The organism is Isoptericola variabilis, assembly GCF_050311655.1.
GTDB lineage: Bacteria > Actinomycetota > Actinomycetes > Actinomycetales > Cellulomonadaceae > Isoptericola > Isoptericola variabilis.
This window is the reverse complement of the sequence record NZ_JBNOZM010000005.1, coordinates 113455-135984: the sequence shown is the minus strand read 5'-3', so window position 1 is coordinate 135984 and position 22530 is coordinate 113455. Positions and strand designations below refer to the sequence as shown.

The 22530-nt window shown below is 74.7% G+C and carries 20 protein-coding genes and 1 tRNA gene; 8 read left to right on the top strand and 13 right to left on the bottom strand.

Annotated features, from left to right (window positions below; all coding sequences use genetic code 11):
- The first annotated feature begins 126 nt into the window (after nucleotides 1-126).
- The 4 genes from ACQP60_RS12805 to ACQP60_RS12790 are packed head-to-tail and all read left to right on the top strand — an operon-like array spanning nucleotide 127 to nucleotide 5790.
- Complete coding sequence (locus ACQP60_RS12805) at nucleotides 127-2172, top strand: glycosyltransferase (RefSeq protein ID WP_429733074.1); 2046 nt, start codon at nucleotides 127-129, stop codon at nucleotides 2170-2172.
- A complete protein-coding gene (locus ACQP60_RS12800; RefSeq protein WP_429733071.1) occupies nucleotides 2169-3572 on the top strand; it encodes an O-antigen ligase family protein in 1404 nt (467 codons plus the stop codon). The genes ACQP60_RS12805 and ACQP60_RS12800 overlap by 4 nt, the downstream gene beginning before the upstream one ends.
- A complete protein-coding gene (locus ACQP60_RS12795) occupies nucleotides 3569-4594 on the top strand; it encodes a glycosyltransferase family 4 protein (protein WP_429733068.1) in 1026 nt (341 codons plus the stop codon). Before ACQP60_RS12800 ends, ACQP60_RS12795 begins: the two co-directional genes overlap by 4 nt.
- Nucleotides 4591-5790 carry a glycosyltransferase gene (locus tag ACQP60_RS12790; protein ID WP_429733065.1) on the top strand — a complete coding sequence of 400 codons (1200 nt, stop codon included), beginning with the start codon at nucleotides 4591-4593 and terminating at the stop codon, nucleotides 5788-5790. Before ACQP60_RS12795 ends, ACQP60_RS12790 begins: the two co-directional genes overlap by 4 nt.
- On the opposite strand, the gene ACQP60_RS12785 is transcribed toward ACQP60_RS12790, so the two are convergent.
- The 11 genes from ACQP60_RS12785 to ACQP60_RS12735 all read right to left on the bottom strand — a co-directional run bounded on the left by ACQP60_RS12785 (nucleotide 5738) and on the right by ACQP60_RS12735 (nucleotide 17789).
- Nucleotides 5738-6943, bottom strand: coding sequence for a glycosyltransferase (locus tag ACQP60_RS12785; protein WP_429733062.1), 1206 nt, complete (start codon nucleotides 6941-6943; stop codon nucleotides 5738-5740). The genes ACQP60_RS12790 and ACQP60_RS12785 overlap by 53 nt on opposite strands.
- On the bottom strand, nucleotides 6940-8730 hold the full coding sequence (locus tag ACQP60_RS12780) for a polysaccharide biosynthesis tyrosine autokinase (RefSeq protein ID WP_429733059.1): 1791 nt from the start codon (nucleotides 8728-8730) through the stop codon (nucleotides 6940-6942). The genes ACQP60_RS12785 and ACQP60_RS12780 overlap by 4 nt, the downstream gene beginning before the upstream one ends.
- Entirely contained in the window at nucleotides 8727-9884 is a 1158-nt protein-coding gene (locus ACQP60_RS12775) for a glycosyltransferase (RefSeq protein ID WP_429733057.1), read from the bottom strand. Before ACQP60_RS12775 ends, ACQP60_RS12780 begins: the two co-directional genes overlap by 4 nt.
- A gap of 114 nt (nucleotides 9885-9998) precedes the next feature.
- The gene (gene pth / locus ACQP60_RS12770) at nucleotides 9999-10601 is read right to left on the bottom strand and encodes an aminoacyl-tRNA hydrolase (protein ID WP_429733055.1); all 603 of its coding nucleotides are present in this window, start codon (nucleotides 10599-10601) and stop codon (nucleotides 9999-10001) included.
- Between the two features lie 105 nt (nucleotides 10602-10706).
- Complete coding sequence (locus tag ACQP60_RS12765; protein WP_429733052.1) at nucleotides 10707-11327, bottom strand: 50S ribosomal protein L25/general stress protein Ctc; 621 nt, start codon at nucleotides 11325-11327, stop codon at nucleotides 10707-10709.
- Nucleotides 11328-11666: 339 nt separating this feature from the next.
- Complete coding sequence (locus tag ACQP60_RS12760; RefSeq protein ID WP_429733049.1) at nucleotides 11667-12812, bottom strand: glycosyltransferase; 1146 nt, start codon at nucleotides 12810-12812, stop codon at nucleotides 11667-11669.
- 68 nt (nucleotides 12813-12880) lie between these two features.
- The gene (locus ACQP60_RS12755) at nucleotides 12881-13864 is read right to left on the bottom strand and encodes a ribose-phosphate diphosphokinase (protein WP_429733046.1); all 984 of its coding nucleotides are present in this window, start codon (nucleotides 13862-13864) and stop codon (nucleotides 12881-12883) included.
- Entirely contained in the window at nucleotides 13861-15489 is a 1629-nt protein-coding gene (gene glmU, locus ACQP60_RS12750) for a bifunctional UDP-N-acetylglucosamine diphosphorylase/glucosamine-1-phosphate N-acetyltransferase GlmU (RefSeq protein WP_429733043.1), read from the bottom strand. The genes ACQP60_RS12755 and glmU overlap by 4 nt, the downstream gene beginning before the upstream one ends.
- 156 nt (nucleotides 15490-15645) lie before the next feature.
- Nucleotides 15646-15717 (bottom strand) — tRNA-Gln (locus ACQP60_RS12745).
- 154 nt (nucleotides 15718-15871) lie between these two features.
- Nucleotides 15872-17056 (bottom strand): sensor histidine kinase, encoded by a 1185-nt coding sequence (locus ACQP60_RS12740; protein ID WP_429733041.1) that lies wholly within the window; start codon nucleotides 17054-17056, stop codon nucleotides 15872-15874.
- A 34-nt stretch (nucleotides 17057-17090) separates the two neighbouring features.
- Nucleotides 17091-17789: a response regulator transcription factor gene (locus ACQP60_RS12735; RefSeq protein WP_429733038.1), complete on the bottom strand. Its 699-nt coding sequence runs from the start codon at nucleotides 17787-17789 to the stop codon at nucleotides 17091-17093.
- 127 nt (nucleotides 17790-17916) lie between these two features.
- On the opposite strand from ACQP60_RS12735, the gene ACQP60_RS12730 reads away from it, so the two are divergent.
- From ACQP60_RS12730 to ACQP60_RS12720, 3 genes are read left to right on the top strand one after another with little or no spacing between them, the layout of a single operon-like run.
- Nucleotides 17917-18393: a DM13 domain-containing protein gene (locus ACQP60_RS12730; RefSeq protein ID WP_429733035.1), complete on the top strand. Its 477-nt coding sequence runs from the start codon at nucleotides 17917-17919 to the stop codon at nucleotides 18391-18393.
- Nucleotides 18393-18896, top strand: coding sequence for a hypothetical protein (locus ACQP60_RS12725; RefSeq protein ID WP_429733032.1), 504 nt, complete (start codon nucleotides 18393-18395; stop codon nucleotides 18894-18896). Before ACQP60_RS12730 ends, ACQP60_RS12725 begins: the two co-directional genes overlap by 1 nt.
- A gap of 49 nt (nucleotides 18897-18945) precedes the next feature.
- A complete protein-coding gene (locus ACQP60_RS12720; RefSeq protein WP_429733608.1) occupies nucleotides 18946-19545 on the top strand; it encodes a TetR/AcrR family transcriptional regulator in 600 nt (199 codons plus the stop codon).
- Here the strand turns inward: ACQP60_RS12720 and ACQP60_RS12715 are convergent.
- On the bottom strand, nucleotides 19529-20185 hold the full coding sequence (locus ACQP60_RS12715; RefSeq protein ID WP_429733029.1) for a TetR/AcrR family transcriptional regulator: 657 nt from the start codon (nucleotides 20183-20185) through the stop codon (nucleotides 19529-19531). The two genes, ACQP60_RS12720 and ACQP60_RS12715, sit on opposite strands and share 17 nt — an antisense overlap.
- A gap of 103 nt (nucleotides 20186-20288) precedes the next feature.
- Here ACQP60_RS12715 and ACQP60_RS12710 point away from each other — a divergent pair, with 103 nt between their 5' ends.
- The gene (locus ACQP60_RS12710; protein ID WP_429733026.1) at nucleotides 20289-21170 is read left to right on the top strand and encodes an alpha/beta fold hydrolase; all 882 of its coding nucleotides are present in this window, start codon (nucleotides 20289-20291) and stop codon (nucleotides 21168-21170) included.
- Between the two features lie 53 nt (nucleotides 21171-21223).
- Here ACQP60_RS12710 and fdhA read toward each other — a convergent pair whose 3' ends face one another.
- A complete protein-coding gene (gene fdhA, locus ACQP60_RS12705; RefSeq protein WP_429733023.1) occupies nucleotides 21224-22447 on the bottom strand; it encodes a formaldehyde dehydrogenase, glutathione-independent in 1224 nt (407 codons plus the stop codon).
- Nucleotides 22448-22530 lie beyond the last annotated feature (83 nt).

Here is a 22530-nt window from a genome sequence, read left to right as displayed (position 1 = left end):
GCCTCGACGCTAACCACCGGCCGCCTCCCACCGTGAGGGTTGCCCGGGGTGAAAAGCCTCGTCACCCGGGTGATTCCGCGCCTGCGACGTTCCCCGCCCGCACCCCGGCGGCGAGGATCGGGAGCCATGAGGGTCCTGCGCATCTCCCACAGCGCCGTGGTCGACGCATGGCGCGGCCGCGAGACCGAGCTGCGCCGGCGCGGCGACCATGTCCGCGTCCTGACGGCCGCCGTCTGGGACGAGGGCGGCCGCGACGTGCGCCCCTCGCCCGCGCCGGACGAGGAGCTCGAGACCGCACGCACGATCGGCCGGCACCCGGCCCTGTTCCTCTACGACCCGCGGGCCCTGTGGCGAGTGCTCGGCGAGCGGTGGGACGTCCTCGACATCCACGAGGAGCCCGTCGCGCTCGCGACCGCCGAGATCCTGGGCGTCCGCGCCGCGCGACGGCTCGTCGACGCGGCGCGCGGGCGCCGCTCCCGCCCCGCGCCGTATCTCCTCTACTCCGCGCAGAACCTCCTCAAGCGGTACCCGTGGCCGTTCCGGGCGCTCGAGGCGGCCGCGCTGCGCGGCGCCGCCGCCGTCGTGACCTGCAACCACGACGCCGCCCGTATCGTGCGCTACAAGGGCGCCCGCGGGCTGGTCGAGCGGATCCCGCTCGGGCTCGACACGACCACGTTCTCTCCCGTCGACGACGCAGAGCTCGGGAAGCAACCGGCCGGGCCACGCACGCCGGGACGGGTGCGTGTCGGGTACGCCGGGCGCCTCACCGCCCAGAAGGGGGTGGACGTGCTCCTCGCGGCCGTCGGCCGGGACGAGGCGCTGGACCTGGTGGTGGCGGGCGCCGGTCCGGAGGAGGCACGGCTGCGGCGCGCCGCCACCCCGCTGGGTGACCGCGTCGACTTCCTCGGCCCGCTCGACACCGACGACCTCCCCGCCTTCTACCGCGGGCTGGACGTCCTGGTCGTTCCGTCGCGGCACGCCCCGGGCCTGGCCGAGCAGTTCGGCCGCGTGGTGGTCGAGGCGATGGCGTGCGGCACCCCGGTCGTGGCGACCCGTGTCGGCTCCGTGCCGGACCTCGTCGCCGGCGCCGGTGTCCTCGTCGCGCCGGACGAACCCGAGGCCCTGCTGGACGGGATCCGGCAGGCGACCCACCCGCGCACCGCGCGCACGCTGCGCCTGGCCGGGCTCGACCGTGCACGCGAGTGCTCGTGGCCCGAGGTCGCCCGCCGGTACCGCGCGGTCTACGAGGCGGCCCTCGGGGCGCCGGCACGCGACCACGGTCCGGCCGCGCGCGAAGGCACGCCGGATCGGCCGTCCCCCCGCGTCGAGGTGGTGGTCGTCGCCTACGGCCACCCCGACCTGCTGCGCTCCGCGCTCGAGCCTCTGGCGGGAGCCTTTCCGATCACCGTGGTCGACAACTCGTCCGACCCGCGGCACCGCGCGCTCGCCCAGGTCTTCGGCGCCGCCTACCACGACCCCGGGCGCAACCTCGGGTTCGCGGCGGCCGTCAACGTGGCGCTCGCGCACCGGCAGGACCCCGGGGCGGACGTGTTCCTCCTCAACCCCGACGCCGTCGTCGGGCCTGAGACCGTCGCCACGCTCCACGAGGCCCTGCACGCGGACCCCGGGCTGGCGAGCGTCGGCCCCGCGCAGGTGGACGGCGCGGGCCGGCCGGGACGCGTCGTCTGGCCGTTCCCGTCTCCGGCGCGGGCATGGCTGGAAGCCGCCGGCCTCGGCCGGCTCCGGCTGCCGCGCGAGCGCACCTTCGTCATCGGCTCCGCGCTGCTGATCCGCGCGGCGGCGCTGCGGGACGTCGGCGGGCTCGACGAGCGGTTCTTCCTGTACGCCGAGGAGACCGACTGGGCGTACCGGGCCGACCGGCAGGGCTGGCGGCACGCCCTCGTGCCCACCACCGAGGTCGTGCACGAGGGCGCGGGGACGGGAGGTGATGTCCGGGCGCGCGAGCTGCACTTCCATGCGTCGCAGGAGCGCTACCTGCGCAAGCACTACGGTGCGGCCGGCTGGGCCGCCGCCCGTGCCGGTCTCGTCGCGGGCGCGGTGCTGCGCTCCGCCGCGCTGCGCGGGCCCCGCCGGGAGCACGCCCAGCGGCGTCTGCGCGCGTACCTCGGCGGGCCGACGTCGCTGGAGGACCGCGAAACGGTGCCGTCGTGAGTGCCGGCATCGCGTCGAGCCTGCGGTCCACGACGCGCGTCGCGACGTGGGCGGCGGTCCTCGGTGTCGTCGTCCTCGCGGCGACCTACGTGCTCGCCCACGATCTCACCCTCGGGGTGGCCATGACGTCCGTGGCGGTGCTGGCCTGCGTGATGCTCTACGACCCCTCCCTGGTCCCCGTGGTCGCGATGCCCACGTTCGTCGTGGCCGAGCGGGTGGGCGGGGACGCCCTGAACATGTCGCTGGGCGACGTGACCCTGTTCGCGACGTTCTGGGTCGCCCTCCTCTTCTCGCCGCGCCCGTTCACGCCCGCGCTGCGGTCCATGCTCTGGCTGTCGGCGGTGTACCAGCTCGCGACGCTCTTCGCCGTCGTCGCCACTCCCTTCGCCCAGAACTCGATCGAGTGGTTCCACGCGTGGCTGCTGGTGGGTGGGGCCCTGGTGGTGGGCTGGGCGGTGGGCCGGTCCGGGCACGCGACGCTCGGGCTGGCGCTCCTGACCGTGTTCGTGCTCGCGATCGCGCTCGACGCCTGTGCGACCGCGGCCGTGCAGCTCGCGCAGGGCGACGTGTCGCCGGTCTACCCGAGCTGGCCGTTCGAGCTGCACAAGAACCTCGCGGGCCCGATCTTCGCCTCGGTCGCGCTGCTCGTCTTCGTGCGCCAGCCGTGGCTGCGGTGGCCGGCCTGGTTCCGGGTCCCGGCCTTCTACCTGCTCGTGCTCGCGCTCATGGCCGTGCAGTCGCGCCAGGCGATCGTCGGCCTGGGCGTCGGCCTCATCGTCCTCGCGCTGCGTGCCGGCCGCGGACGCCGGCAGACCCCGATCCTCATGCTGCTCACCATGGCCCCCGCCGCGATCTTCGTCGCGAGCCGGGTGCAGGACGACCTCTCCGGCGACGACCCGTTCAACTCCACGGCGTTCCGCGCCGTGGGCATCGAGGGTGGGTTCGACGTCTGGCGGGAGCACCTGTGGTTCGGCGCCGGGCTGCGCTGGTGGACCGTGGGTCCGGAGCTCGGGTTCCAACCGCCCAACGCGGTCGCGGAGGTGCTGTCCTCGGTCGGGATCGTCGGCCTCGCCGGGTTCGCGGTCCTCATGCTGGGCACGCTGATGGTCGCGTGGCGGATGGACCGCCGTTTCGGGACTCTCGCCGTCGCCCTGCTCGCGTCGCGCCTCGTGGCGAGCCAGTTCGACCAGTTCTGGGTCGCGATCATCGTGTCCCTGCCCTTCCTGCTGGTGGGGGTCTGCCTGGGTGCCGAAGGGTTCGCGAAGGCGCCCGGAGCGCCCCTCCTCGACGACCGGCCGGCCCGCGTCCGTCGGCGCGCGGCGCGAGCCGCCCTCGACCCGGTGGAGCCGCCGGTCCCGGCGCAGCGCGAGGAGCTCCTGCTTCCCGGTGGCCGGTCATGAGGATCACCCACGTCGTCGTGACGGACGCGTACGCCGGGGTCGAGGCCCACGTCGCGCGCCTCGCCCGAGCGCAGGCGCGGGCGGGCCACGACGTCGCGGTGGTGGGCGGTGCGGAGGAGCCGATGCGCGCCGTCGTCGGCGACGACGTCGAGCTCAGGCCGGGGTCGACGGTCGCCCGGGCGCGCCGCTCGCTCGTGCGGGGGCCGCGGCCGGACGTCGTCCACGCGCACATGACGGCGGGCGAGATCGCGGCGTGCCTCGTCCCCCGGGTGCTCCTGCGTCGCGTGCCGCTGGTCGTGACGCGGCACTTCGCCCTGGTGCGCGGGCGCAGCGCCGCCGGCCGCGTCGCCGCGCCTGTGATCCGTCGCACCGTCGCCGCCCAGATCGCGATCAGCACCTTCGTGCAGGACCGCATCGACGGTCCGAGCAGGGTGGTGGTCGCAGGCCTCGAGGAGCGGCCGCACCCGCGCGGCGCCGCGCTCCGGTCGCCCGTGGTGCTGATCGCGTCCCGGCTCGAGCCGGAGAAGCGGGTCGACTCCGGCGTCCGGGCGTTCGCGGCGTCGGGGCTGGCCGACCGCGGCTGGCGCCTGCGGGTCGCCGGGTCGGGCTCGCTCGAGGTGGCGACCAAGGAGCTCGTGAGCGAGCTCGGGCTCGAGGGGGCCGTCGATCTCCTCGGCCACCGCGACGACGTGCCAGCGCTCCTGGCCGACGCGGGGCTCTTCCTCGCCCCGACCCCCGGCGACGGCTTCGGCCTGAGCGTGCTCGAGGCCATGGCGAGCGGCGTCCCGGTCGTGGCCGACGGCTCCGGCGGGCACGTCGAGTCCCTCGGCGCCGCCGGGGAGCCGGGCCTGTACGCCACAGGGGACGTCGACGACGCGGGGCGGCGGCTGCGCGCCCTCGCGGACGACCCCCGCCGGCGCGACCGCTACGGCGCCGACCTGCAGGCTCGGCAGCAGGCCGAGTTCTCCGTCGCACGACAGGCGGCCGCTACCGAGAGCGTGTACCGGCAGGTGCTGTCGTGACACCGGACCGCGAGACCACCGGCCCCGACCTCGTCGTGATGTCGCTCGAGCCGTGGGACGACGTCTGGCGGCGCAACCAGTACCTCGTCGCCGGTCTCCTGCGCGAGCGGGCGTCGGCCCGGGTGCTCTTCGTCGAGCCGGTCAGCGACCCTGTGCACGCCGTGACCCGTGGCGCCCGGCCGCGGCCCGGTCGCGGGTTGCGGCCCGCCCCGGAGGTCGAGGGCGTCGGACCGCGCCGCCTCTGGCTGCTCGAACCGACCAAGATGCTGCCGCGGCGGGTCGCGCCGCACGGCGACGAGCGACGCGCGGCCGTCGTCGTGGGGGCCGCCCGACGCCTCGGGCTCGCGCGGCCGGTGCTGTGGGTCAACGACCCGTACGGCGCCACGCTCGCCCGTGTCAGCGGCTGGCCCACCCTGTACGACGTCACCGACGACTGGACGGCGGCCGCACGCGGCCCCGCCGAGTCCCGCCGCGTCGCCGACTCGGACCGGTACCTGGTGGAGAACGCCGCGGCCGTCACCGTGTGCTCGCCCGCCCTCGCCGCCCGCAAGGCCGACGCCCGCTCGGTCGTGCTGGTCACCAACGGCGTGGACGTCGAGCGCTACCGGCGCCCGGCGCCCCGCCCGGCGGACCTGCCGGCGGGGCCGACCGCCGTCTATGTCGGCACGCTGCACGCCGACCGGCTCGACGTCGGGCTGTGCGAGGAGACGGCCCGCGCCCTGGACGGCATCGGCACGCTGGTGCTGGTGGGCCCGGTCGCGCTGGACCGCGACGACATCGACCGGCTCCGGCGTGCGGGGGTCGCGGTGCTCGGCGCGCGCCCGTTCCACGAGGTGCCCGGGTACCTGCAGCACGCCGACGCACTCGTCGTCCCGCACGTCGTCGACGAGTTCACGGACAGCCTCGACCCGCTCAAGCTCTACGAGTACCGGGCCGTGGGGCGGCCGGTCGTCTCGACGCCCGTGGCCGGCTTCCGCGACACCACCGACCCCCGCGTCGCGGTCGCCCCTGCGGACGGGTTCGCCGCGGCCGTCCGGGACGCCCTCGTGGAGTCGACCCGCGGGCCGACCCTGGAGCCGGGCGCCGGCCTCGGCCCGGAGCCCGACGCCGAGCCGATCCCCACCTGGGTGCGTCAGGTGGCGCTCATGGCCGACGTCGTCGACGCGGTGCGGCGACCCGCTCCCACACCTCGGTGACGGCCTCCGCGGTCGCGCGGGCGGGGAACCGCCGGGTCGCGTCGTCGTACGCCGCGCGGGCGCGCCGCTCGGCGCCGCTCGGGTCGTCGAGCACGGCAAGGAGCCCCGTGGCGAGCGCGCCGGCGTCGGCCGGCGGCACGAGCACGCCGAGGTCCTCGCCCGCGGGCCGGACGATCTCCGGGACGCCGCCCGCGTCGGTCGCGACAACGGGGACGCCGCGCACCATCGCCTCCACGACCACCTGCCCGAACGGCTCCGGGACGGGCGAGGCGTGCACGCACACCGACAGCCGGTCGAGCTCCCCGGCCGGGTCGTCGCTGAACCCGACCACGTCGACCGCGTCGCGCAGCCCGAGCCGGTCGATCTCCGCATCGACGGCGTCCGCGTAGGCGTCCGCGCCGAACAGCGCTCCCCCGACCAGCCGGAACCGCACGTCGGGGCGGCGATCGAGCACCGTCCGCGCGGCCCGCACGAGCTCCAGCTGTCCCTTGGTCGGGCTCAGCCGGCCCACCAGCCCCACCACCGGGCGGACGGGCGGCACCCGGTCGTCGTAGGCCGGCACCGCCTGGTCCGGCGCGTAGCCGGGGTGGACGACGGTGAGGTCGCGCACGCCCGGCAGCGTCCGCGCGGTGGCCCGGGAGTTCGCGACGACGGCGCGCGGCCCCCGGCGGGCCAGCGCGCGCAGCAGCCGGACGGCCGTCCCCGGGAGGTAGTCGGCGGCGATCCGGTCGTGCACGTGCCACACCACCGGGACCCGGCGCCACCCGGCCGCGAGGAGCCCCACGACGTCGGCGCGCAGCGAATTGGTGTGCACCACGTCGGCGTCGGCACGACCGAGCAGGGCGGTCAACCGGACCACCAGCCTGACGGTCTCGGCCACGGCGAGCACCCCCCGCCAGGAGCCCGTGAGCGCGTGCCGATCCATGCCGCGCGTGCGCGAGCCGGCCGGCAGCACCGCCGTCCGCACGCCCGCCGCCCGGAGCCGGTCCACGAACGGACCGTCGTCCAGCACCACCGCGCGGAGCTCGACGCGCTGAGGGTCGACCTCCGCCGCGAGCCGCAGCAGCGCCAGCTCCCCGCCGCCCAGCGCAGCGGTGTGGTCGACGACCACGACGCGCAGCGGCCGCCCGGCGCCGCCCCGAGGCACGGTCACGACGAGCGCGCGGTCCGCAGGAGCCGGCCGATCGTGGGCGCGACCTGCGCGGGCGTCGGCGGCTCCTGCGCCGCGGACGGCGGTGCGGCCACGGTCGCGACCCGGACCCCCGTGGGCGGGAACGCCGGGGGGCGGGCGGGCTTCGGCGGCGTGTCGGCCTGGGCAGGGCCCGCCTCGTCGCGCGCCGGCGCGCCCCGCGACGCGTCGTCCTCCGCGCTGGGGCGTGCGCCACCGCCCGGGGTGCCCGGCCTCTCCCCGGAGGTCCCCGCCGCGTCGTCGACCGGATCGGGCACCGCGGACGGGTCCGACTCGGCAGGCTCCCCGTAGGTCGACGCGTAGACCATCCGGCTGTCGCCCTTCACACCGGCCAGCGCGACTCCGGTGAGCGGTACGCCGTTGATGCGCAGCCGCTCGGCCGCCTCGGCGAGGACGCTCCGCGCGGTCCGGCCGGCTGTCGCGACGAGGACGACGCAGTCCGCGTAGGCGCCGAGGATCGTGGCGTCCGCCGCCGCCAGCACGGGCGGCGCGTCGATGACGAGCACCTCGCCGGCGTCCCGTGCCGCCTCGACGGTCGTGCGCACCCGGTCCGTCGCCAGGTAGTCCGCGGGGTCCATCGTCGGGTCGTGGAGGGCGAGGAAGCGGAGGTTGGGCACCTGGGTGGGACGCAGCCCGTCCGGATCGGTGCCGTGACCGTTCGGCCGAGGCAGCAGGTCCTCCAGGTCCGGACGGCGCAGGTCGCCCGACACCGCGACGGTGGCTCGGCCGCTCATGGCCCACGACGCCGCGAGGTTGGCGGCGATGAACGGCCGCGGCGCGTGCGGGTCGGTGGCCGTCACGACGACCACGGCGTGCTCGCGGTCCTGCATCGCCACGTGCAGCGCGGTGCGCAGCTCCCGGATCGACTCGGTGAACGGGGAGGCGACCCGGCTCGAGATCGGCAGCACCGGGGTGCGGCGGTAGGACTTGGCGGCCCGGGTCACCCCGTAGAGCTCTGCGAGGACCGGTACGCCGGCCGCGGCCGCGGCGTCGGCACGGCCACGCAGCCGGGAGTCGAGGGCCCGTCGGGCAAGGGCGAGACCGACCCCGATCGCGAGCCCGGCGAGCGCGCCGAGGAGGACGATGCTGGCCCGCGGCAGCCCCACCACCACGGCGGACGACCCGGTGGCGGGTGTGAGGATCTGGGCGGGCGTCACGATCGACTCGAGCGTGCTCCTGCTGGCCGACAGGGTCTGGTACTGGTCGATGATGGTGGAGCGCTCCGCGCCCGCCAGGGGGTCCTTGGGCTTGTCCTTCACCTGCTCGTCGACCGCGTCGAGCTGGCCGCGCAGTGCGTCGCGGCGGGCATCGATCTCGGCGATCTGGTCATCGATGACTCCGGGCAGGCTGTCGACGTAGGCGGACGCCACCGCGTTCGCCAGCCCGACCGCGTCGCCCGGGGCGCCCGCCGTGGTGGTGACCGCCATGACCTGGGTGGAGGCGTCGAACGCTCCCGAGACCTGGGCGGCGAGCGCCTTCGGGTCCGTTCCCGCGGCCACGCCCTCGGCGACCACCTGGAGCACACCTGGCGCCTCGACCAGCCCAGGGTCGGTGTCGACGCTCGTGGTGGTGGCCGCCGGCGACGTGCTGTCGCCCAGCTCGACGGCGTTGATCTGGACGGTCGCGGTCGCCTCGAACACCTCGGGCTTGCGGTCCGCGTACACCCAGGCCGCTGCCAGGGCGAGCACGACGGACCCGATCAGGAGGTACTTGCCCTCCCACATCACCCGCAGGAACTCCCGGACGGTCATCGGCCCCCCACCTCTTCGTACGTCGCCGACGGCCGGACGGTCGCGACCTCCCGCGCCACCACCTCTTGCAGCCGGGCGACGAACGCCTCCCGGGAGAACCCCTTGACGTGCACGCCGATGGCCTCGGGGTCCCAGGAGCGGGCGAGCGCGGCCTCGATCCCCTCGGCGACCAGGTCGGCGTCCGGGCGGTCCACGTACAGCCCGGTCACGCCGTCGACGACGGTGTCCAGGTAGCCGCCCGTGCCGAGCGTCACCGCCGGGACGCCGAACGCCGCGGCCTCCAGCGGCGTGAGCCCGTAGTCCTCGTACGACGTGGCCACCAGCAGCGACGCGTGGCCGTACAGCCAGCGCAGCTGCGCGTCGTCGACCTTGCCGACGAGATGCACCCGCTCGTCCGCGAGACGCTCGAGCCGCTCGCGGTCCGGGCCGTCCCCGACCACGACGAGGGGCAGGCGGAGCCGCCGCGCGGCCGCGACAACGACGTCGACGTTCTTGTACGGCAGCAGCCGGGCCACGCAGAGCAGGTAGCCGGGGTCGATCCCCGGCATCGGGGTCACGGGGCCCTCCGGCTCCATCGCGGGCGGGGGTGCCACCACCTCGGCGTCGATGCCGTAGGCCTCACGGACGGCGCGCCGCGCGACGGTCGAGACGGCCAGGTACACGTCGGCGCGGGCGGCGGCCGCCGCGTCGGACGCCCGGAGCCCAGGTCCCAGGAGGTCGAGGGTGGCGCCCGCGACGCCGGTGCGCCAGCGGTCCTTCCAGGTCCGGCCGGAGGCCCCGGAGAGGTACCGGTCGCGCTGGTAGAGCCAGCGGGCGGGCGCGTAGCAGTAGACGACCGTGCGCCGCGCGCCGCGGTAGCGGTGGGCCCATCCGCTGGAGCTGGCGAGGAGCACGTCGGCGTCGACGGGCTGGCTCTCGACCGCGCCGCGGAGCAGCGGCAGCGCCAGGCGGTGGTGGCGCCGCAGGGTGCCGACCCGGTCCAGGCGGGAGGGCCGCACGTCGACGTCCGCGAACTCGGGGAACGTCCCACCGGGGTGGTACAGCGTCGTGTAGAGCGGCGCCGACGGGAAGGCCCGGGCCATCGTCAGCGCCACCCGCTCGGCGCCGCCGCGCTGCGTCAGGTAGTCGTGCGCCAGTGCCACCGTCGGGCCCATGGTTCCTCCTCGTGCGGACGGTCGAGACCGCCCGTCGAGCGTAAGGAGACCGGGGCACGGAAAGGACCCCGAGACCGGCTTTCCACCCGGGTGAAGAGCCCGGTCAGGGCCCGATCACACCTTGGTGTGGAACTTCCCCTGCGCGGCGAGGAGCCCGTCGACGAGCACCATCTCCACGGCGTCGGCGGCGTCGTCGACGAGGATGGGCAGGTCCTTGCGCTCGGTGGCGGAGAAGTCCTTGAGCACGTGGTCGGCGGTGTCCATGCGGCCCGGGGGGCGGCCGACGCCGACGCGGACGCGCACGTAGTCCTTGGTGCCGAGGGCCTTGGTGATGTCGCGCAGGCCGTTGTGCCCGCCCTCGCCGCCGCCGGACTTGAGCTTGATCGTGTCGAACGGGATGTCGACCTCGTCGTGCACGACGACGACCTGCGCGGGGTCGACGCCGTAGTACTTCGCGAGCCCGGCGACGGGGCCGCCGGACGTGTTCATGTACGTGGTGGGCTTGGCCAGCACCACGCGGGGGCCGGGGCGGCCGCCGGGCAGGACGCCGAGGCGGGTCTCGGCGACGACGGCCTGGGCGCGGGCGTGCCGGGAGAACCGCGCGCCGGTGCGCTCGGCGAGCAGGTCGAGCACCATCTGCCCGACGTTGTGCCGGTTGCCCGCGTACTTCGGGCCGGGGTTGCCCAGCCCGACGACGAGCCACGGGGTGTCGGTCATCTGCGTTCTCTCTCCAGGTTCGGCGGCCGGGGCGCTGGTCCGGGGCGGACGCGCGAAGGGCGCCCGGCACCGAACGGTACCGGGCGCCCTGGGCGTGGGGTGGTGTCAGCCCTCGGTGGACTCGGCGCCCTCGGCGGACTCCTCGGCGGCCTCGCCCTCGGCGGCCTCCTCGTCGTCGGCGGCGGCCTCGGCGCGCGGCTCGGCGATCTGGACGACCGTGGCCTCCGGGTCGGTGAGCAGCGTGGAGCCCTTCGGCAGCTCGACCTGGCCGGCGGTGACGTGCTGGCCGGCCTCGAGGCCGTCGATGGAGACGTCGACCGACTCGGGCAGGTGGGTGGCCTCGGCCTCGACCGACAGGGTCTGGGCCTCGACGAAGTGGATGGTGCCGGGGGCCGACTCGCCCACGACGTTCACGGTGACGTCGACGGCGATCTTCTCGCCACGCTTCACGAGCAGCAGGTCGATGTGCTCGATGGTGCCGCGGACGGCGTCGCGCTGGATGTCCTTGACGACGGCCATCTCGGACTTGGCGTCGAGCTCGATGGTGAAGAGCGCGTTGGAGTGGCGCACGGCGAGCATCGTCTCGTGGCCCGGCAGCGTGATGTGCAGCGGGTCGGTGCCGTGCCCGTACAGGACGGCGGGGATCTTGTTCTCGCGACGGATGCGGCGGGCGGCGCCCTTGCCGAACTCGGTGCGGGCCTCGGCGGCGAGCTTGATGTCGGACACGTGGATCACTCCTGGGATGTCTGTGCGTGCCGACGGCCAGAGGGAGCCGTCGGCTGTCCACGAGGGGGTGGTCCCCGCGAACTGCGGTTGCGTCGGCGTGGGACACGTGACGGACGCGATCGAGAGCGCGCCGTGGGGGCACCCGCAGAGCGCGGTGCACCGACAGCCGCCCAGTCGATCACGGAAATCCGACGGATCCTGCGCTGAGGGTGGCGGCCGGGTCGCAGGTGCTGGACCTGTACGACCTGGGTGACCGGCGCCCGTCAGACGTCCCTCGCCGAGGCAACCGGACGAGTATAGCCCCCTCGGGGCGGGGCGTGTCAGGCGGGCGAGGGGCCGTCAGTGGCGCGCGTGCTCGCCCGCGACCGCCCGGTCGCCCGCCGATCCGCGCGGCCGGTAGACGACCTGCGCCTGGAAGACGAACCGCACGATGAAGGCGACGAGGATGAGCACCGCCTGCACCAGCTCGGGGTGCGGCACGGCGCGTTCGACGATCCACCACAGCAGCAGCGTGCGGACGGCGGCCTCGGTGCCGTTGAAGGCGAAGGACCGCACGAACCGGCCCCAGAAGCCGTGCGCGCCGTCGCGCAGGTCGGCGAAGACGAACCGCTCCTGCAGCAGGAAGTTGATGACGATCGTCACCACGTTGGCCCAGATCACCGCGGGCAGGTAGTGCACCCCCAGCCCCTGGAGTCCCGCGAGGATGGCGAGGTTGAGCACGGCGCCGAGCGCGCCGATCAGCGCGAACGGGGACAGGCGGCCGAACCGGAGCAGCGTGAGCTGCTGCACGTACCGCAGCCCGTTCGCGACGGTGGCCTTGGACCGGCCCGCGAACCGCTCGCCGAAGACGAACGGCTCCTCGACGACGACGAGCCGCTGCCGCGCGAGGATCTCGAGCAGGATCTTGAAACCTCGCGGGCGCAGCCCGGCCAGGTCGACGGCGCCGGGGCGGACGACGAAGAACCCGGTCATCGGGTCGGAGACGTCGCGCAGCTTGACGGGGAACATCGACCGGGCCAGCAGCCCCGACGCCTTGGAGACCCAGCGCCGGTAGCGGCCGTCGAGGCCGCCGGCGTCGCCCTTCCCCGTGTACCGGGAGGCGACGACGACGTCGGCGCCGGTCTCGCGCGCGGTGGCGACGAGCACGGGCACCATCTCGGGCGGGTGCTGCAGGTCGCCGTCCATGACGACGACGCGCTCGCCGGCCGCGGCGCGCAGGCCGGCGACGACGGCGCCCGAGAGCCCGCCGTCGGGCACGTCGCGGTGGATCATGCGCACCGGGATGGTGGACGTCGCGGCGACCCGTTCGACGACGGCGGGGGTGTCGTCCGTCGAGTCGTCGACGAACAGCACCTCGACGCCGCCGGGCGCGACGCGGTGGCCCTCGCCGTCGGGGCCGAGCACGGCGGCGAGACGACGGACCAGCTCGGCGACGTTGGGCCCCTCGTTGTACGTGGGGACCACGACCGTCACGTCCACCGTCATGTCACCGTGCCTCCCCTCGGGGGACGCCGCGGCCCGGGACGACGCACGCCCCGGGCCCCCGGCGTCGCTCAGGCGTTGCCGTCGAACAGGCTCGTCACGGAACCGTCGTCGAAGACCTCGCGGATGGCGCGGGCGACGAGCGGGGCGATGGACAGCACGGTGAGCTTGTCGAACCGCTTGTCGGCCGTGATCGGCAGCGTGTCGGTGACGACGACCTCGGTGGCGCCGCACTCCTGCAGGCGCTGCGCGGCCGGGTCGGACAGCACGCCGTGCGTGGCGGCGACCGTGACGGACCGGGCGCCGGCGTCCATGACCACCTTGACGGCCTCGGCGATGGTGCCGCCGGTGTCGATGAGGTCGTCGACGAGCACGCAGTCGCGGCCCTCGACCTCGCCGACGACGCGGTTGGCGACGGCCTGGTTGGGGCGCGTGACGTCGCGCGTCTTGTGCACGAAGGCCAGCGGGCAGCCGCCCAGCTTGGCGGCCCACTGCTCGGCGACGCGGATGCGGCCGGCGTCGGGCGAGACGACCGCCGCGTTGGTCAGGTCCACGCGGGTGCGCACGTAGTCGACCAGCACGGGCATGGCCCACAGGTGGTCCACGGGGCCGTCGAAGAAGCCCTGGATCTGCGGGGTGTGCAGGTCGATGCTGAGGATGCGGTCGGCGCCCGCCGTCCTGAGCATGTCGGCGACGAGGCGGGCCGAGATGGGCTCGCGGCCGCGGCTCTTCTTGTCCTGGCGGGCGTACGCGTAGAACGGCGCCACCGCGGTGATGGAGCGCGCGGAGCCGCGCTTGGCCGCGTCGACCATGAGCAGCTGCTCCATGAGCCACTGGTTCACCGGGGCGGTGTGGCTCTGGAGCAGGAAGATGTCCGAGCCGCGCACCGACTCGCTGAAGCGCACGTACGTCTCGCTGTTCGCGAAGTCGTACGCCGAGACGGGCAGCAGCTCGATGCCGAGCTCCTTCGCCACGGCCTCCGCGAGCTCCGGGTGCGCCCGTCCCGTGGCGAGGACGAGCGTGCGCTCACCGGTGCCGGGGATGAAGTTGTTCATCGCTGCGTGCTTCCTTCGGTCGGGTCGGCGGTCGGGTCGGAGGTCGGGTCGGAACTGTCGGCGGGCGGCACCACCGGGATGGCGCCGGTGAGGGCATTGTGCGCGGCGAGCTGCTCCTGCGCCTGGGCACCGAGCTGCCCGCCCGTGCCCTCGGTGCGGGCGCGGGCGGCCGCCTCGGCCGCCGGCGTGCCGGGCCAGCGGCGCTCCACCCAGCCCTCGACGTTGCGCTGCTGGGCGCGCGCGACGCCGAGCGCGCCGGCGGGCACGTCCTTGACGATCACCGAGCCGGCGGCCGTGTAGGCGCCGTCGCCCACGGTCACCGGCGCGACGAACATCGTGTCGGCGCCCGTCTTCGCGTACGAGCCGATCACGGTGCGGTGCTTCTTCTGGCCGTCGTAGTTCACGGTGACGGCGGCGGCCCCGACGTTGGTGTGCTCGCCGATCGTCGTGTCGCCGATGTACGACAGGTGCGGCACCTTGGAGCCCTCGCCGATCTGCGAGTTCTTCGTCTCGACGAAGGTGCCGATCTTGCCCTTCGTGCCCAGCTCGGTGCCCGGGCGCAGGTAGGCGAACGGGCCCACGGTCGCGTTCTCGCCGATGACGGACAGCGAGCCGTGCGTGCGCACGATCGTCGCGCCCGGTCCCACCTCGACGTCGGTGAGCGTGGTGTCCGGGCCGATCGTCGCGCCCGACTCCACCTTCGTGGCGCCGTGCAGCTGCGTGCCGGGCAGGAGGGTGACGTCGGGGGCGAGCTCGACGTCGACGTCCACCCAGGTGGTCGCCGGGTCGACGACGGTGACGCCGGCCTGCATCCACTCCGTGAGCACGCGCCGGTTGAGCTCGGCGCCCAGGGTCGCGAGCGCGACGCGGTCGTTGACGCCCTCGACGAGCATCGGGTCGTCGCTGAGCACGGCGCGCACGGCGCCCCCCTCGGCCCGCGCGGAGGCGACGACGTCGGTGAGGTAGACCTCGCCCTGCGCGTTGTCGCGGTCCAGGCCGCCGAGCCCGCGGCGCAGCACCGCGGCGTCGAAGACGTAGACGGAGCTGTTGATCTCGCGGATCTCGCGCTGCTGCGGCGTCGCGTCCTTGTGCTCCACGATCGCCAGCACGTCGCCCGTGCCGGGCTCGCGCACGATGCGGCCGTAGCCGGTGGCGTCCGCGACCTCGGTCGTGAGGATCGTGACGGCGTTGCCGTCCGCGTGGTGCGCGGCGAGCAGCTGGCTCAGCGTGGCGCCGTCCAGCAGCGGGATGTCGCCGGCGAGGACGACGACGGCGCCGGCGAGGCCGTCGCCCAGCGGGTGGTCGCCGCCGTTGGCGTGGTCGGCGTGCAGCTCGTCGTCGACGGCGTCGTCGTGCACCAGCTGCGCGGCCCGCCCGGCGTGGGCGCGGGCGTCCAGCGCGTCGAGCGCGCACTGCACGGCGCGGCCGGTGCCGGGGATCTCGTCCTGGTCGACGACGAGGGCCGCGGCGTCGATCTGCGCCGCCGCGGCCGCCACGAGGTCGCGCTCGTGGCGGACGACGACCGCCACCTGCTGCGGGTCGAGCTCGCGCGCCGCCGCCATCGCGTGCCCGAGCATGGTCCTCCCACCCAGGGCGTGGAGCACCTTCGGCGTCGCGGACTTCATCCGCGTCCCCTGCCCCGCGGCGAGGACGACGACGGCCGCCGGCCTCGCTGCCGTGCCGTCCTGAACGTCGTCCTGACCGTGTCCTGCGGCGTCCGGTCCTGTCGAGACCACGAGTGCTCCGTCTCTTCTCGGGTGTGCTCTGTCGATGGTGCCGAGCTCCGCCCCCAGGACTCGAACCTGGACCAAAGGCACCAAAAACCTCTGTGCTGCCGATTACACCAAGGCGGATCGGGCCCCCGGGCCGGGTTCACGCCCCAGCAGGCGCGGCACCGTCGGGCGTCCGTCCTCAGTCTGCCAGGTCCGCACCACCGCCCCGGCACGCGTCCCGCCCCTCGGCGGCCGTCGGCGCCGTGGCACGCGCCACACCCCGCGCCCTGGGCCGTCAGGCGCGGGCGCCCGCGGGCGCCTCGCCGCGCGGCAGCGTCACGGCGAGCTCGAAGCCGTCCGGCACGTGCGCCGCGGCGACCGACCCGCCGTGCGCCTCGACGATGCCGCGCACGATCGCGAGGCCGAGCCCGGCGCCGTGCCCCGGGGCGAGCCCGTCGTCCGCGTCGAGGCCCGTGGTGCGAGCGCCGTTCGCCCGCCAGCCGACGTCGAACAGGTGGCCCAGGTCGGCGGCGTCCACGCCGCTGCCGTGGTCGAGCACGCTGACCACGAGGTGGTCGTCGTCGCGCGTGTGCGCGGAGACGAGGATCTCGCTGCCGGCGGGCGCGTGCCGCACGGCGTTGGCGAGCAGGTTGCCGATCGCCCGCGTCAGCTCGCGCGGGTCCGCCCACAGCAGGTGCCCCTCGACGCCGGACTGGACGATCCGGACGCCGCGGCGGGCGGCAGCGTCCTGGACGTCGACGACGGCGTCGGAGACGAGGTCGAGCAGGACGACGAGCTCGCGCTGCAGCCGCAGCGTGCCGCTCTGCAGGGTGGACAGCTCGAAGAGGTCGTCGACCATCGCGGTCACGGTGTCGACCTTGCCGCGGATGGCCCGCACGTACGCGTCCCGGTCGGGCGCGACGTCGTCGTCGAGCGCCTCGGTCATGGCGCGGATCCCGGCGAGCGGGGTGCGCAGGTCGTGGGAGATCCAGGCGAAGAACTGGCGGCGGGCGGCGTCGAGCTTGTCGATCTCGGCGCGGGCCTGCGCCAGCCGCTCGGAGGTGTCGACGAGCTGGGCGTGCAGGTCGTCGAACTCGCGCCAGCCGGCGGCCGCGGGCTCGACGACGCCGCCGTCCGCGATGCGCTGCGCCGACCGCGTGAGCGTCCCCACCGACCGGCGCACGGCGCGGCTCGTGGTCAGCCATGCGGCGGCCAGGCTCAGCACGGTGGCGACCACGACCACGGTGCTGAGCACCACCAGGTCGTGGCTCGAGATGAACATCTCCACCATGACCGCCACGACCGACGCGACGATCGAGGCGACCGCCGCGCCCACGACGACGGCCATCTGGGACGCGACCGGCCCGCGCCGGTTCCAGCGCAGCACGACCAGCGCGAGGGCGGTCACCAGGGCCGTGCACACCGCGGTGGTGAGGACGATCAGCCCGACGTCGGCGAGCCCGAGCATGCCGTCGAACATCAGCGCTCCCCGTGTGCGGCGGTCGTCGTGACGGTCACCGGGCGTCTCCTCGCGGCGTGAACCGGTAGCCGACGCCCCACTCGGTGCGCAGGTAGACCGGGTAGCGGGGCTCGGGCTCGATCTTCTCCCGCAGCCGGCGCACGTGGACGGTCACCGTGGAGGCGTCGCCGAAGCTCCACCCCCACACCTCGCCCAGGATGTCGTCGCGCGCGAGCACCTGGTCGGGGCGCTGCACGCAGTACAGCAGCAGCTCGTACTCGCGGGTGGTGAGCGCGATCTCCTCGCCGGCGCGCCACGCCCGCCGATGGCCGGGGTCGATGCGGAAGTCGCCGACGGTGAACGCGTCCGCGGGGGCGGCCGGCGCCCGGCGGCGCAGCTGGGCGTCCACCCGCAGCCGCAGCTCCTTGAGCGCGAACGGCTTGGTGACGTAGTCGTCGGCCCCGCGCTCCAGGCCGGCGATCCGCTGCTCGACGGCGCCGAGGGCGGTGAGCATGATGACCGGCAGGTCGGAGGTGCGGCGCACCTCGCGGCACAGGTCGTCGCCCGTGACCCCGGGCAGCATGCGGTCCACGACCAGCACGTCCGGCAGGTCGGCGCGCAGCGCCTCGCGCGCGCTGACGCCCTCGCTGTACAGCGCGACGTCGTACCCGCCGGCCCGCAGGTAGTCGCCGACGACGGTGCGCACCGCCGCGTCGTCCTCCACGACCATCACCCGCGCCCTGCCGCTGCCCATGCACCGACCCTACGCACGCCCGCGGCCCACGCAGGCGGTCCTTACACCTCTGAAAGAACCCACCCGCGGCCGGCGTCGCGGTGCTTGCCTCGGGGTGTTCCAACCCCGAGACGAACAGGACATCCTCATGCGTGCGAAGGCACTCGCCACCACCGGGCTCGTCGCCCTGGCCCTCACCCTCACCGCGTGCAGCGCCGACGACGGCGCGGGCTCCGGCGACGACATGACGCCCACGGCCGAGCAGTCCATGCAGAGCGACGACATGCAGAGCGACGGCGCCGACGACATGGCCGCCGAGCCCATGGCGCAGCACGGCACGTTCGCCGGGCTGAACGACAAGACCGTCGCGGGCACGGTGACCATCGACGGCGACACCCTCACCCTCGAGGGCTTCTCCTCCGACGAGGGTCCCGACCTGCACCTCTACCTCGCGAAGGGCACCGACGAGGCGGCCGTCGAGGCGGGCACCGAGATCGGTGACGTCGCGTTCGACGAGGCGTCGCAGACGTTCTCGCTCGAGGGTGTCGACGTCGAGGGCTACACCGACGTCGTCGTGCACTGCGACAAGGCCAAGGCCGTGTTCGGCGCGGCGACCCTCATGTGATGCGGACAGTCGTGACCCGCACGCCGGCCGCCGTCACCGCGCGCGTCGCCCCGGCCCTCGTCGGGGCGGCCCGCGTGGCCCTCGGCGTGCTGTGGCTGCACGAGGGGATCGTCAAGTACCGGGCCGGGTTCGGCGCCGCCGACATCGGTCTCGTCGTCGACGGCGCGGCGAGCAACCCGCGCGTTCCCGGGTTCTTCCAGGCGTTCACGGAGTCGGTGCTGGGCGCCGCACCCGGGCTGTTCGGCGTGGCGGTGCCGCTGCTCGAGACGGCGCTCGGCGTCGCGCTGGTGCTCGGCGTCGCCGCCGTCCCGGCGGCGGCCGCGTCCGTCGTCGTCCTCGCGTCGTACTGGCTCGCCGACCTGCTGGTGTGGCAGTACCCGGTGATGGTCGTGCTGGCCGCCGCCGTCCTGTCGCTCCCCTCGGCCGCCCGTGCGTGGGCGGTGCCGTCGGTGCCGTGGGTGCGCACCGTCCTCGCGTCGCGCCGTCGCCCCCAGGCACAATGACCCCATGCCCACCGACTCTCGTGCGTCCAAGCGTCCGCCGCGCGCCCGGATGACAGCGAGCCAGCGGCGCGAGCAGCTGCTCGAGGTCAGCCGCGGCCTGTTCGCCGAGAAGGGCTTCGACGGCACCAGCGTCGAGGAGATCGCCGCACGCGCCGAGGTGTCCAAGCCGGTGGTCTACGAGCACTTCGGCGGCAAGGAGGGCATCTACGCCGTCGTCGTCGACCGCGAGGTGCGTGCGCTGACGTCGGCGCTGACGGGCGCGCTCGAGGAGGGCGGCCACCCCAAGGTGCTCGTGGAGCGCACGGCGCTGGCCCTGCTCGGGTACATCGAGGCGTCGGAGGACGGCTTCCGCATCCTGGTGCGCGACTCCCCCGTCGCGCAGGCCACCGGTACGTTCTCGAGCCTCATCGGCGACGTCGCCACCCTGGTGGAGCACATCCTCGGCGACCAGTTCAAGGCGAACGGCCTCGACCGCAAGGCCGCGCCGCTCTACGCGCAGATGCTCGTGGGCATGGTCGCCCTCACCGGGCAGTACTGGCTCGACGCCCGCAGCCCCGACAAGGCCGAGGTCGCCGCGCACCTGACCAACCTGGCGTGGAACGGGCTGTCCGGGATGGTCAAGAAGCCGGAGCTCACGAAGTCCCGCTGACCCTCCCGCCTGCATCGGCGCCGACAAGGTGGTCGAGCAGCCGGTCCACGACGGCGAGCGCCGTCTCACCCGTGACGTGCCCGGCGAGGACCCCCTGGGTGAGGCCAGCGGCCGACGCCAGCACCACCTCGGCGTCGAGCCGGGCCGCCTCGTCCGGCGCTGGGCCCTCCCCTGGACCCGCATCGTCGTCCCGTGCCCGGCGCAGCTGCGCCGCGACGAGGTCGGCGAGCGCCCGCGGGGCGCCGCGCAGCTCCTCCGGGGTGACCGCCTCGTTCGTCAGGGCGGCGGCGTGGAACGCCGCGAGGACGACGGCGTCCGCGCGGCGCGCGTCGTCGAGCGGCAGCAGCGCGGCGAGCACGGCGCGCAGGACGGCGCGCAGCGGGGGCGGCTCGGACTCCGAGACCACGCCGGGCGCGTCGCCGCCGAACCGGCGGGCCGAGCCCTCGATCACCGCGCGGTGGGTCGCGACCAGGAGCCCGTGCTTGTTCCCGAAGTAGTACTGCACGAGCCGCACGGAGACCCCCGCGTCGGCGGCGACCCGCTGGAACGTGGCCGCCTCGAGCCCGTCGCGCGCGACGACGCGGCGGCACGCGTCGGTGATCTGGCGGCGGCGTTCCTCGTGGTCCACCCGTCGCGGCACGGGCCCTCCTCTCGTCGGTGCTGTCGTGGGCGTCGGTGGTGATGATACGTCCGTACCACGTTGATGGTACGGTCATACCATCAACTGCGCCCCAGGAGGTCCGATGCCGACGACAGGCCGATTCACCAGCGAGGCCGCGCGCACCGCGTACGAGGCGGCGTACCGCGACCTCGAGGCCCGCTGGCCGCTGCCGTCGGAGGACCTCCGGGTCGACACGGCCTACGGCCCCACGCACGTGCGCCGCTCGGGCAGCGGGACCCGCACTCCCCTCGTGCTGCTGCACGGGCTGAACGGCACGGGCCTCAGCTGGCACGGCGTCGTGCGCACCCTCGCCGCGGACCGCGTCGTCTACGCGCCCGACATCGTCGGCACCGCCGGGCGCAGCGAGCAGACCGCGCCGCTGACCTCGCCCGACGACTACGCCGCGTGGGGCGCCCAGCTCCTCGAGGGCCTCGGCCTGGAACGCGCGCACGTCCTCGGCTACTCCGAGGGCGCGTGGTTCGCCGCGCTGCTGGCGTCCGGGACGGCGGGTGCCACCCGACAGGTGGGGGCGCTCGTCCTCGGGGAGGGCATCACCGCGCTGGTGAAGCCCGACCGGAAGGTGGTCTCGCGCATGGTCCGCGCGGCGGCCCTCCCGACGGCGCGCAACCTCGAGCGCCTCGACGCGTGGCTGACGCCGGGCGTGACGCTCGCCGACGAGGACCGCGCCCTCGCCCGCGCGGCGATGCGCTACCGCCGTCGGACGCCGTGGCCGAGCCCCCTGCCCGACGACCGGCTCCGCGCGATCACCGCCCCCACCCTGGCGTTCTTCGGCGCGGACACGAGGCTCGGCGACCCGGTCGCCGCGGGCCGCCGCGTCACGAGGCTGGTGCGGGACTCCCGCGTCGAGCTGGTCCCGGGCGGCGGCCACGGCGTCCTGTGGCAGCTCCCCGACCAGGTCCTCCCGCTGGTCGACGGGTTCCTCCGGGAGCACGACGGCGCCTGACCGACGAGCTGTCAGGACCAGAGCCCTGGAGACATGGCTCTGGTCCTGACAGGTCACTTGCCGTCGAGGTAGCCGTTGGCGTTGATGACGTACTTCGTCGCGGCGCCGGCGTCGAACTCGGCGTAGCCCTGCGGGGCCTGGTCGAGCGTGATCGCCTTCGCGTTGACGTTCTTCGCGATCTGCACGCGGTCGTGGAGGATCGCCTGCATCAGCCCGCGGTGGTACTTCATCACCGGGCACTGGCCGGTGGTGAACGCCAGCGACTTCGCCCACCCGGTGCCCAGGCTGAGCGAGAGCGACCCCTTCTGCGCGGCCTCGTCGATGCCGCCCGGGTCCCCGGTCACGTACAGCCCGGGGATGCCCAGCGCGCCGCCCGCGGCGGTGACGTCCATGAGCGAGTTGAGCACGGTGGCCGGTGCCTCGTGCCCCGAGTCCGCGCCGTGCCCCTTGGCCTCGAAGCCGACGGCGTCGATGCCGCAGTCCACCTCGGGCACGCCGAGGAGCTGCTCGATCTGCTCGACCGGGCCGCCCTTCGTGAGGTCCACGGTCTCGCAGCCGAACGAGCGCGCCTGCGCCAGCCGGTCGGCGTTCATGTCCCCGACGATGACGACGGCCGCGCCCAGCAGCAGCGCACCCGTGGCGGCGGCGAGCCCGACCGGCCCGGCCCCCGCGACGTACACGGTGGAGCCGACGCCGACGCCCGCGGTGACCGCGCCGTGGAACCCGGTCGGGAAGATGTCGGACAGCATCGTCAGGTCCATGATCTTCTCGAGCGCCTGGTCCCTGTCGGGGAACCGCAGGACGTTCCAGTCGGCGTACGGCACCAGCACGTAGTTGGCCTGGCCGCCCACCCAGCCGCCCATGTCGACGTACCCGTACGCGCTGCCCGGGCGGTCCGGGTTCACGTTGAGGCAGATGCCGGTCTTGCGCTCCTTGCAGTTCTTGCAGCGGCCGCACGCGATGTTGAACGGCACCGAGACGAGGTCGCCCACCTTGACGAACTCCACGTCCCGGCCCACCTCGACGACCTCTCCGGTGATCTCGTGGCCGAGCACGAGGTCCTTCGGCGCCGTCGTGCGGCCGCGGACCATGTGCTGGTCCGACCCGCAGATGTTCGTCGCGACGGTCTTGACGATCACGCCGTGCGGCACCTGCCGGCCGACGTTCGCGGGGTTCACCCCGGGTCCGTCCTTGAGCTCGAACGTCGGGTAGTCGATGTCGATGACCTCGACCTCGCCCGGCCCCTTGTACGCGACCGCGCGATTGGTGTCTGCCATGGTGCTCCTCCTTGAACACGTCCGGCCCGGTCTGAGCCGGTCCCCCGACCGTAGGCGCGTCGCGCGTCCCCGGCAGGTCGGGA